The organism is Pseudomonas sp. SDO52101_S400 (assembly GCF_054071635.1).
Genome location: NZ_JBSVWF010000001.1, coordinates 155,754 through 165,586 on the forward strand (window position 1 = coordinate 155,754; position 9,833 = coordinate 165,586).

Genomic DNA, 9,833 nt, shown 5'->3' on the forward strand with positions numbered 1-9,833 from the left:
TCCGGTCTCAACGTGTTCGCTGACTGCCGGCGTGGACGCATATGAAGTCCATTAGCTATTAAGCGGTGCATGCTCAGTTTTCATCCCAGTTATTAATTGGCCAGCCCGAACAAAGGGAACTACTCCCGACCAACCCGTTTGAGCCAACTCCAGAATGGATCGCTCGATTCCAGCGCATCCATACTTTCGGTATCGTGAACAACCTCCGACGCTCTCGCCGGAATGCTCAACCCAAGTGTCCGCTCCACATGGGCCCGCAACAGAAGCGGCGGTGGCGGGTAATCGTCATCGCCGTATTCCTTCTCACGCACTTCTTCAGGCGTCAGCTGGAACTGCTCTGGCCAGCAGAGTTCGTCGTACCCGATCGCCAGCAGGCGCAATAGATCCTGCACGTTGTCGGTCAACACACAGAGCATGTCGGATCCTGACCCCGAACCCAGATGGACAATTCGTTGCTGCCCATTGTCGTCCAACCACAGTCCGGCCCATGAACCGTCGCCACCGGTCCTCAGGAATATCGTCAGTCGGTGATTCACTTCGGGATCGTCACTTCGGGTCCATAGCGCGGTGAAGGCAGGATCTGGGACGTAGAAAGTTGTCGTGGCGATATCGCTGTTTTCAGGTTCCGGATGCAGGGTCATGTAGCGCACGCCATCGCGGTGTGTCCGGACACAGCCGTGTTCTTCCAATAGCTGAAGGGCTTGCTCCAGTAGTGATGGCATCGGATTGCTGATGGGGAAGGCCGCGCTGATTTCCTCGGTGAACTTCATTTCTTTCTTGATCCAGGTGTGTGTTGACGAAGGGTAATGGGGATGACGATAAACAGACCATCCCTCCCATGAGATCTTTAAAAAAACAAAGGGCGAGGGCCGCTCTTGATCCGCCCGTTTAACCACCCCAAAAAACCTGTTTAAAAGACACCAACCGTTACGCCATCAAGGCTACATCACCTTGCGTCATTGCCTACGACTACGCCAGAATCCGCCGGCTTGTGCGTCTAGGGTGGGGGTTTTATCGTTTCCGGGTCACTGAAAAACAGTGATCGGGTTTGGTAGCCCGGTTTACCTGTCGCATCGCAACACCAGTTTGCAGGGGCTCTTTCGTCCTCTGTTTTATGGTGGTCATGCGTAGGGCGTCTTCGGACGCGCCGGGTATCCAGGTGACCGGTCTACCAACCTCCGTATGGCCACCACCCTCGTTTGGTAGCGAGGTTGATGGCTCCACTTTCTCACCCTGGAGTTACATCTATGATCAAGCCAACACCCAACCCACCAGAAACCGATCCAGTCTCACCCTACCAATTCCCCGATTCCCGCACCCTCAACGAAGCCGCCGAGCGCGCCCTCGACCACTACCTCACCCCGCAACAACGCATCATGGGCAGCCACACCACGCACGATCCCATGTTCCTGGCCAACCCGGCCTACAACAGCGAATCCCTCCTGGCCAACGCCAGCGAATCCCTCGACTCCGCCAGCGAAATGCTCAGCAACTTCGCCGCGATCCTGGAGCCTGCGCACCGCAAAACCGCACTGGGCATCGCGCAAGTGGTGATGGTTGCGGGGCTGGCGGTGAATCAGGCGTTGGATCATGTCGAGGTGAAGACGTAAGCGGCTGAACGCTGTAGCCCAGTAGCCGGAAAGAAAATGGCCGAGGTTGTCAGGTGACACTGACGACCTCGGCCATTTTCCTTTTCTCCTGCACATCTCAACGTTCTCCGCTGTCTGGCCCTGAAACGGGTTCACAACTGTTTCAGGGCCAGACACCCTTTATCGCTTTTTCGGTCCCCCCACAGGTTGGCCTGGAAAATCAGGAGTGAACCGGGTAATCCACATAGCCACGCTGGTCGCCGCCAAAGAACGTGCTCGGGTCGGGGATATTGAGAGACAACCCGTCGCGAATTCGCCTTGGCAGATCGGGGTTGGCCAGAAACGGTCGGCCGAACGCGATGATGTCCGCGCGGCCATCAATCAGGGCCTGTTCCGCCGTCTCGGGGTCGTAGCCTCCGGCGATCATCAGCACGCCGTCCCAGGCCGCACGCAACTGACTGATGATGGCATCCCAGCGCGGATCGTAGTTTTCATCTTTGACGGTGCCTACGACGGCGGGCTCGACCAGATGCAGATAGGCCAGTTTCCAGCGATTCAACGAACGCACGATATAGCCGAACGTCGCTTCAGGCGTCTCATCGCCCATGCCCATGAAGCGCCCCATTGGCGTCAGACGAACGCTCACGCGCTCTTCACCGATTTCGTCGACCACGGCGGCGACCACTTCCAGCAACAGGCGTGCGCGATTTTCCAGGTTGCCACCGTACGAATCTTCGCGCTGGTTACTGTTGCTGTTGATGAATTGATCGAGCAGATAACCATTGCCTGCGTGAATTTCCACGCCATCCATCCCGGCGTTGAGCGCATTGCGCGCGGCCCGGCGGTAGTCGCTGATGATGTCGGCTATTTCCGACGTCTGCAGTGCGCGCGGTACCGGCACATCTCCCCAGATCCCGTTGCCATCCGCGTCGACGATGAAGGTCTTGCCTGGTACGGGCAATGCACTCGGGGCCACCGGCAATGCGTTGTCGGGTTGAAAACTGGGGTGCGATACGCGACCCACATGCCAAAGCTGCATGAAGATCAACCCGCCGGCCTCGTGTATCTGGCGGCTGACTTCGCGCCAGGCTTGCACCTGTTCATCGCTGTAGATTCCAGGCGTCCAGGCATAGCCCTGGCCCTGGCGGGAAATCTGCGTTGCTTCGGTGATGATCAACGCGGCACTTGCGCGTTGGCGGTAGTACTCGGCGTTCATGGCCGTCGGGATGTCGCCGGGTTGTCCGGCGCGCGAGCGTGTCAACGGCGCCATCGCCACCCGATGGGGGAGTGTGTAGGGGCCCAGGGCGATAGGGCGGAACAGGTGCTGCGTCATGAGTGTTCTCCAGTCTTTGAAAAGCGTCGGCAGAGGGTGTCGGACGCTGGGTCTGGCACCGGATGGCCTTACGTTAAGCGGCTGCGCAGCGCTTGATAATCCATGCGTGTCGCTACGCTGCATTGCGTGAAGTGCAACGCTGCGACGTTCAGGACGGTTGATCCGAGCGGGTCAGAGGAAGGTTCAACCAGCGCCGGCCCGTGGCGTTCGCCAAGGCATTGCCGATGGCCGCCGCCATGGGGCCCTGGACGATTTCGGCAGCCCCCAGAAACGGCTGTCCGGGCTGGTCGAGCAGATGAACGTCGACCTTTTTCGGTACCTGCGTAAAGCGCAGGATCGGGTAGCCACTCCAGTCGTAGCTGCGTATGCCGCCGGCGTCATAGGCGACTTTTTCATACAGCGTCCAACTTGTGGACTGGACAATCCCGCCTTCGACCTGATTGCGCAGCCCATCGGGATTGACGATCTGTCCCACGTCCACTGCCGTGACGACATGATCGATCTGCACTTCGCCGGTCTGCGGATGCACCCGAAGACGCACGGCGATGGCGCAATAGCCCATGATGTTTTTGTAGCGAGCGAATGCGAAGCCGAGGCCCGTGCCAGGCTCGCTGCTTTTTTGCGGCCAGTCGACAGCGTCGCGAACCTGCTCCACCACGGCCCGTGCCCGGGGATCCGTCAGGTGCGCAAGGCGCAAGGCAACCGGATCGACCCCGGCCCTGGCGGCCAACTCGTCCAGGCACGCTTCAATCGCGAAGATGTTGATGTGCGCGCCGAGTGAGCGCATGGCCGAGGTGCGAAACGGCATCTCGGTGACGAAATTCATGTTGATGCGCTTGGAGGCCAACGTGTACAGCGGCACCGCATTGCGATCGCCGTCGCCTTCAGGTTGTGCGATGGGCACTGACGGCGCGGAGACGAAGGGGCGAGCCAGAAGTCGCGCCGGAAGCAATCGTCCGGCATTGACGATGCGTTCGTTGTGCGGTGTTGTCCACAGTTCATAATTCCAGTCCTGCAGTCTTCCGTGTGCATCAAGGTTGGCTTGCACTTCGGTGACCATTGCTGAGCTGTAGGGCTCCCAGAGGTTCTCCTGTTCGCGCATCCATTGCACTCGCACCGGCGTGCCCGGCAGTTGCATCGCAATTAGCGCGGCGTCGGCCGCTGCATCGTCTGCGCCGTTGTGGCCGTAACAGCCAGAGCCTTCGGTATGGATACAACGAACACGCTCTGGCGGTAATCGCAGCATTTCGGCGATCCCGGCACGCAGGGGATACACGCCCTGAGTGTGGGTCCAGACGGTGAGGGTGCCGTCCTTGAACCAGGCCACGGCGCATGACGGGCCGATGGAGCCGTGCATCAGATACTGCTTGGTCACGCGTGCGCGATAGCTGTTGTCGGTCGTGCCCCGCGGCGTGCCCTCCAGGCTGATGGGGTAGCGGCGTGAGGGGAGGCTCTCCAGCAACCCATGGATGTCCTGCGCCTCGGGTATCGCCTGTCCGCCAGTCCAGCGCGCCGATTCGTATCCGCTGCGCATGGCTTTGATGGCTTGCCACTCGTCACGCGCCACCACGGCCAGATAGTTGCCGTCGCGAATCACCTGCACCACACCGGACAGCGTTTTGATCGACTGCGCGTCGAAGGCTTCCAGCGTGCAGCCCGGCCGAGGCGGGCGAATGACCCGGGCGTGCAACATGCCCGGCAGCCGTATGTCCTGAACAAACGCGGCGCCGCCGCTGACTTTGGCCGGAATATCCAGCCGTTGCAGCGAATGGCCGATCACCTTGAATAACGTCGCGGACACGCTCGGCGATTCGGCTTTGGCGTAGAGGTGCAGATCGACGTTTCTGACCGCATCGGCGTAGGACATTGTTTGTCCGGTGGGGCCGTGAATGATGCCTTCCCGAGTCGTCAGCCGGGCAGGTGCTAGCTCCCAGCTTCGCCCGGCCGACTCCAGCAGCAGCTCTCGCACCTGTGCCGCCGCGTTGAACAGCGCGGTTCCGCTGTCGAAAATGCTGTGGCTGCCGGCGGTATAGCCCTCGTTTGGCGTCAGTGCGGTGTCGGCGGTCAGCAGGTTGATCGCTGTCGGGGACACCTCCAGACGTTCAGCGGCAATTTGCAGCAAGGCTGTTTTGACGCCGGTGCCCAGTTCAACCTTGCCGGTGTAGACGGTGATGCCTTCAGGGCCGACGCGGATCCAGGCATCAAGCCAGGGGTTGGTGCGCAGGCTGCCGGGGAGGTCAGGCGCCAGCACCACGGTGCCAAGCGTATCGACTTCGGTGTCCGCCCAGGCACGCCGCGTTGCGGGCAGCAGGGTAAACGCTACCAGCAAGGCGCCTCCACGCAAGAACGCGCGGCGGCCGTGGTCGACCTCTTTGACCCCTGTCATGGTGCGCTCCCGTTTTGCCCGGCCACCAGGCTGATCGCTTCGATAATTCGCAAGTGAGTGCCGCAGCGACACAGGTTGCCTGCCATGTGCTCGCGAATGGTCTCTTCGTCCGGGTGTGGGTTGCTTTCCAGCAATGCCTGCGCGCGCATCAACATGCCGGCAATGCAGTAACCGCACTGGGCCGCCTGTTTGTCGATAAAGGCTTGCTGCAAAGGGCCGGGATGTTCGGCGGTGCCGAGGCTTTCGACCGTTCTGATTTTTTTGCCATCAAGGCCCGCGCAGGGTGTCAGGCAGGCAAAAACAGGCTGGTCATCGACGATGACGGTGCAAGCGCCGCATTGCCCCAGACCGCACCCGTATTTGGCGCCGTTCAATCCCAGATGATTGCGCAGTGCGTAGAGCAGCGGCATGTCAGGTTCCAGCTCCAGAGTCTGGACGGCGCCGTTGACGTTGAGCGTGAGATGGGTCATTTCGTCTCCTGACGTAGCGCTTCGAGGGTGGCAGAAAGGTCGGTCCAGGGCTGGTCGGGTCTGGCTTGTCGCCGCAGGTATGTCGCCAGGGCGGTGAGTTGATCGTTGTCGAGGCTGGCGGCAAACGGCGGCATCACCGGTCCGGGCAAGCCCGGTGTTGCCGGGATGCCTTCAAACACGGTTTTCAGGAAATTGCGCGGGTGTAAGGCTTGCAGCGCTGAGGTGCGATCCAGTGACGGACGCCCGTCGATTTCGCGCATAGGCGCTGCGGCGGCATGGCAGCCGGCGCAGGCGCTGGCGAACAGCAGGGCGCCCGTGGACTGATCGGAGGGGCCTGCGTTCGCCGTTGCATCTTGAGTTTCGGTGACCGCGCTTTTTGCCGGCAGGCTCAGCAGATACTCGGCAATCGCCTGTGCATCACCGACCGGCAAGCCAGCCAGACCGAGGCTGACCGGGCGCATCGGCCCGGCCGCCGTGCCGTGTCCGTCCACCACTTCTGCCCGCAGGTAGCTCACCAACTGATCGTTGCTCCACGCGTTTGCACGGTGAGCCATGCCGAGCAGCGACGGTGCTTCCCAGCCGTCCACGACACCGCCCGACAGGCTTTCGCCGGACTTCTCGGCACCGATCAGGTTCAACGGTGAATGACAGCCTGCGCAATGGCCGGGCCCTTCGACGAGGTAACGCCCGCGATTCCATGCATCTGACTGCTGCGCCATCGGCGTCAGTGGTTTCGCATGCAGGAACAGCAGATTCCAGAACGACACCAGCGGGCGGATGTTCATCGGGAAATTCATGCGGTTTTCCCGGGCCGGCGAGTTCACGGCCGGGCCGCTCATCAAATAGGCATACGCATCGGCGATGTCCTCTGCGGTCATGCGCCGGTAGTGAACGTACGGAAAGGCCGGGTATAGGAAGTGGCCGTCGCGGGAGATTCCTTCACGCATCGCCCGCTCGAACGCCGGCAGCGACCATTGCCCGATGCCGGTCTGCGGATCGGGTGTGATGTTGGTGCTGTAAAGCGTGCCGAACGGCGTCACCAGGGGCAGTCCCCCAGCCAGGTATTGGCCGCCGGGACGTGTATGGCACACCGCACAGTCACCGGCCTCGACCACTCGCGCACCGCGCTGCAGTTGCTCGGAACTGAATGTTCGCGGGCGTTCGACGGGCGCGATCGCCGGGTGCCACATCAGTACGACGGCTCCGATTGCACCGAGCGAAGCGAGGACTGCTGCGCTGATCCACAGAGGCCTGGATCTCAAGAACTGACCTTTCATGAGAACGTGACATGCGAGAGACGCGGGGCGGGCATCGATGACGGATTCGGGACCATGAAGAGCTCCTTGGGCGACCGGGAAGGGGCGCCGATGGGGAGCCCTGTGCCAAGTACCCAAGAGTAGAGAGGGTGTCGGCGTTCGAGTATTGCCGGAGCGCGCAACAGAGTATTGCGTCAACAGCAACGGGCAGTTCGTTGCGGATGACGCATCACTCAATTGCCCGAAGGATGGATTCTCGGTGTCGACCGCAGCCCTTAGCCTTGCCATCACTTTCGCGAATCATATGAGGTGTCACCATGCTCACGGGTAACCCGGCCGCCGCGGCCAAGGCCGAACAAACCGCTTCTCTCTCCGGCCTGATGGTCGCCTTCCTTGCGTTTTGCTGCGGCGCGGTCGTGGCCAATCTCTATTACGCGCAACCCATTGTCGAACTGATCGCGCCGCAGATCGGCCTGTCCAGCGCCAATGCCAGCCTGATTGTTTCGCTCACGCAGTTGGGTTATGCGTTGGGACTGCTGTTGCTGGTGCCACTGGCCGATCTCATGGAAAACCGACGTCTGGTGGTGGGATTCACTCTCGCGGCGAGCGCGACCCTGATGGGGGCCGGCCTCACGCATTCGCCATCGATGTTCCTCGTTCTGTCGTTGTTGATCGGTCTGACTTCGGTAGCGGTGCAGATTCTGGTGCCACTGGCTGCGCATCTGGCGCCTGAAGCAACCCGTGGCCGCGTGGTGGGTAACATCATGAGCGGCTTGTTGCTGGGCATTCTGCTGTCGCGCCCGCTGTCGAGCCTGTTGGTGGAAGTATTTGGCTGGCGCGGGGTGTTTTTCAGCGCGGCGGCACTGATGGCTTTCATCGCCCTGATCACTGCGATTGTGCTGCCGCGGCGTGTTCCGTCACATCAGGCGACTTACGTGGCGTTGATCGGCTCGGTGTTTGCGCTGGCTCGTCGTTATCCGGTTCTGCGCCAGCGTTCCTTGTATCAGGGATTGTTGTTTGCCAGTTTCAGTCTGTTCTGGACCCTCGCGCCCATCGAGCTGATGCGTCACCACGGTTTCAGCCAGGTGCAGGTTGCGATTTTTGCTTTGGTCGGCGCCGTCGGTGCGATCGCAGCGCCAATTGCCGGACGCTTGGCCGACGCCGGGCATACCCGGCGCGGGACACTCGTTGCACTGCTGCTGGCACCGGTCTCCTTGCTGATTGCTGCATTGCCCGGCAGCAGTTACATCTGGCTGGTCGTCTGTGCGGTACTGCTGGACTTCGCCGTGCAACTGAACATGGTGCTGGGCCAGCGCGAGGTGTACGCCATCGATCCGCACAGCCGTGCGCGCCTCAATGCCGTGTACATGACCAGCATTTTCGTGGGCGGGGCGTTGGGATCGCTGGTGGCGAGCCCTCTCTACGAGCATTTCGGCTGGCAGCTGTCTGCCGTCAGCGTGGCATTGCTGCCGGCGCTGGCCCTGGCGATGTTCCTGGGGCGCAAGGCAAATGCCTGAGGAGCTGGAATCGCGGGGGCCGATGGGGCACGGTCATACAAGACGCCTGGCGTTTGGTGATGCACAATCAGCCCCGTTCCTTTTCGACCGGGTCGCGCTTATGGACAAGTTACTGGCACTGAAGATGTTTGTTGAAACCGTGCGTTGCGGCGGGTACTCCTCTGCGGCGCGCAAACTCGGTATTTCGACTTCATCGGTGACTCGCCAGGTGGCGGGGCTGGAACACGAGCTGGGTGCCAGCCTCCTCAACCGCACGACACGCAACACCAGCGTGACCGTCGCCGGGCAAAACTATTTCGAGAAGGCTGTGGCCATTCTTGATGCCATCGACGAGGCAGACGCGATCGTCGCGGACCGTGGAAGCGAGGCGCAAGGGTGTTTGCGCATCAGCGTTCCGGTGGAATTTGGTCGAAGGATCATCGCCCCCCATCTGGGCCGGTTGCTCGAACGACATCCGGGACTGGAATTAAGCATTGCGTTGAGCGATCAGGTCAGCGACCTGCTGAGCGAACAGATCGATGTGTCGGTGCGTCTAGGGTCGTCAGTGGTCAGTGAAGACATCGTCAGCAAGCGGGTCGGCGCTTTCGAACGCTGGGTGGTGGCCAGTCCGGATTACCTGAGTCGTCACTCGGTGCCATGTCATCCCCGTGACTTGCTCGAACACGCCTGCCTGCGCTTCGATTACGCGGGTTCTCACCAGAACTGGACGTTCCAGGGCGATGAGGAAACCATCCAGCTTAATGTGCACGGTCGCCTGCAAAGCAACAATGCCGACATCCTGCGAGAAGCGGCGGTGGCGGGCGGCGGGGTGACATTGCTGGCCGACTGGCTGGTACGCGACGATGTCGCCGCAGGCCGGCTGACACGGTTGCTGGCACGTTATGAAGTCAACCCCGGCAGTGCGAGCAGTTGCATCAATGTCTTGTATTTGCCCAATCACCGGGGCTCGAGCCGGATCAATGTATTCATTGATTTTCTTGAGGAGATTCTTGCGCCAGGTTCATAGACCTCACGCACACACAGCATCTCTGCCCCCTTGCCATCGTCACAATTGCGTAGGAAATACCCGATATTTATTTCGCAGAATTCCTACATTTTGTTTGCCTCTCCAGCAAAAAACGTGGTTATTATCCGCCGGCGCTTCGGGTCACAAACCCGGCGCCAGAAGATTGCCGTGTGTCTACAGACCCGGCAGTCGCAGCCGATCGGGACCACCCTGGCGCTGTCATCCCCGCGCAGGTTGTTCCTCGTCGTTGACCCTCAAATGGAAGTCGAGGTTTCA

8 protein-coding genes are annotated in these 9,833 nt (G+C 60.9%); 3 read left to right on the plus strand and 5 right to left on the minus strand.

All coding sequences use genetic code 11. The annotated features are described in order from the left end of the window. Positions 1-119: 119 nt before the first annotated feature. Positions 120-770, minus strand: a complete 651-nt coding sequence (locus ACW9HX_RS00575) for a hypothetical protein (RefSeq protein ID WP_457379046.1) — start codon at positions 768-770, stop codon at positions 120-122. A 477-nt stretch (positions 771-1,247) separates the two neighbouring features. Here ACW9HX_RS00575 and ACW9HX_RS00580 point away from each other — a divergent pair, with 477 nt between their 5' ends. Beyond that, complete coding sequence (locus ACW9HX_RS00580; RefSeq protein WP_065260569.1) at positions 1,248-1,610, plus strand: DUF6124 family protein; 363 nt, start codon at positions 1,248-1,250, stop codon at positions 1,608-1,610. Positions 1,611-1,809: 199 nt separating this feature from the next. Here ACW9HX_RS00580 and ACW9HX_RS00585 read toward each other — a convergent pair whose 3' ends face one another. The 4 genes from ACW9HX_RS00585 to ACW9HX_RS00600 form a co-directional block, all read right to left on the minus strand. Further along, positions 1,810-2,922 (minus strand): alkene reductase, encoded by a 1,113-nt coding sequence (locus tag ACW9HX_RS00585; RefSeq protein ID WP_457379047.1) that lies wholly within the window; start codon positions 2,920-2,922, stop codon positions 1,810-1,812. Positions 2,923-3,070: 148 nt separating this feature from the next. Then, entirely contained in the window at positions 3,071-5,308 is a 2,238-nt protein-coding gene (locus tag ACW9HX_RS00590) for a molybdopterin cofactor-binding domain-containing protein (protein WP_457379048.1), read from the minus strand. Further along, the gene (locus ACW9HX_RS00595) at positions 5,305-5,778 is read right to left on the minus strand and encodes a (2Fe-2S)-binding protein (protein WP_457379049.1); all 474 of its coding nucleotides are present in this window, start codon (positions 5,776-5,778) and stop codon (positions 5,305-5,307) included. The genes ACW9HX_RS00590 and ACW9HX_RS00595 overlap by 4 nt, the downstream gene beginning before the upstream one ends. Next, complete coding sequence (locus tag ACW9HX_RS00600) at positions 5,775-7,040, minus strand: c-type cytochrome (RefSeq protein ID WP_457379050.1); 1,266 nt, start codon at positions 7,038-7,040, stop codon at positions 5,775-5,777. Before ACW9HX_RS00600 ends, ACW9HX_RS00595 begins: the two co-directional genes overlap by 4 nt. Positions 7,041-7,351: 311 nt before the next feature. Here ACW9HX_RS00600 and ACW9HX_RS00605 point away from each other — a divergent pair, with 311 nt between their 5' ends. Both ACW9HX_RS00605 and ACW9HX_RS00610 read left to right on the plus strand, forming a co-directional pair. Continuing rightward, complete coding sequence (locus ACW9HX_RS00605; RefSeq protein ID WP_457379051.1) at positions 7,352-8,551, plus strand: MFS transporter; 1,200 nt, start codon at positions 7,352-7,354, stop codon at positions 8,549-8,551. Positions 8,552-8,651: 100 nt separating this feature from the next. Then, complete coding sequence (locus tag ACW9HX_RS00610) at positions 8,652-9,557, plus strand: LysR family transcriptional regulator (RefSeq protein ID WP_457379052.1); 906 nt, start codon at positions 8,652-8,654, stop codon at positions 9,555-9,557. Positions 9,558-9,833: the final 276 nt, after the last annotated feature.

Coding starts and splice junctions, on each gene's coding strand:
- ACW9HX_RS00575 (WP_457379046.1), bottom strand. CDS start 770: ATGAAGTTCACCGAGGAAATCAGCGCGGCCTTCCCCATCAGCAATCCG.
- ACW9HX_RS00580 (WP_065260569.1), top strand. CDS start 1,248: ATGATCAAGCCAACACCCAACCCACCAGAAACCGATCCAGTCTCACCC.
- ACW9HX_RS00585 (WP_457379047.1), bottom strand. CDS start 2,922: ATGACGCAGCACCTGTTCCGCCCTATCGCCCTGGGCCCCTACACACTC.
- ACW9HX_RS00590 (WP_457379048.1), bottom strand. CDS start 5,308: ATGACAGGGGTCAAAGAGGTCGACCACGGCCGCCGCGCGTTCTTGCGT.
- ACW9HX_RS00595 (WP_457379049.1), bottom strand. CDS start 5,778: ATGACCCATCTCACGCTCAACGTCAACGGCGCCGTCCAGACTCTGGAG.
- ACW9HX_RS00605 (WP_457379051.1), top strand. CDS start 7,352: ATGCTCACGGGTAACCCGGCCGCCGCGGCCAAGGCCGAACAAACCGCT.
- ACW9HX_RS00610 (WP_457379052.1), top strand. CDS start 8,652: ATGGACAAGTTACTGGCACTGAAGATGTTTGTTGAAACCGTGCGTTGC.